Origin of the sequence: Vibrio sp. 1641, from assembly GCF_033339995.1 — a bacterium.
Classification (GTDB): domain Bacteria; phylum Pseudomonadota; class Gammaproteobacteria; order Enterobacterales; family Vibrionaceae; genus Vibrio; species Vibrio alginolyticus.
In genome coordinates, this window is record NZ_JAWOVP010000373.1 from 1 (window position 1) to 576 (window position 576).

The 576-nt window shown below is 49.7% G+C and carries 1 protein-coding gene and 1 pseudogene; both read left to right on the top strand.

Going from position 1 to position 576, the window contains the following annotated elements:
* Positions 1-194: hypothetical protein (locus tag R7Z47_RS26050; protein WP_124770318.1), on the top strand; the 194-nt coding region annotated here is incomplete at its 5' end.
* Positions 195-320: 126 nt separating this feature from the next.
* Positions 321-500: pseudogene (locus R7Z47_RS26055) on the top strand (ArsR/SmtB family transcription factor); the annotation flags it as partial.
* Between the last annotated feature and the right edge of the window lie 76 nt (positions 501-576).

The following is a 576-nucleotide window of genomic DNA, read 5'->3' on the forward strand; positions in this document are numbered from 1 at the left end:
TTGAATGGGTTCATGTGCAGCTCCATCAGCAAAAGGGGATGATAAGTTTATCACCACCGACTATTTGCAACAGTGCCCGAAAAACCACGTTAAGAAAGCAACCTTCTGAAAAGGCGACGTTTATCAGTTTTTTTTCCGGCCATAAAGGGGGCGGAAATTATTCCCTGCACGGGTATTCGCAAGGATTTCGGTAGTGCTCTGGCTCTGCCCCCCATAACCTGGCGGACAGAGCATGATTGGGAAAGCGGTACCCTCACGGCAGAAACGATTGACGCAGGCTATATTTCTATTATTCTGGAAATATAGATAAAGGAGGTATTATGGATTTAAACACTGCTGCAAACGCACTTCGAGAACTGGGCCACCCGACACGTCTCAGCATATACCGGGAGCTGGTCAGGGCGGGTCATGAAGGCCTGCCGGTTGGCGAACTGCAGAAGCACCTTGAGATTCCTGCCTCCACGCTCAGCCATCATCTTTCAGCGCTGATATCCGCTGGACGGCACTGTTGCAAATAGTCGGTGGTGATAAACTTATCATCCCCTTTTGCTGATGGAGCTGCACATGAACCCATTC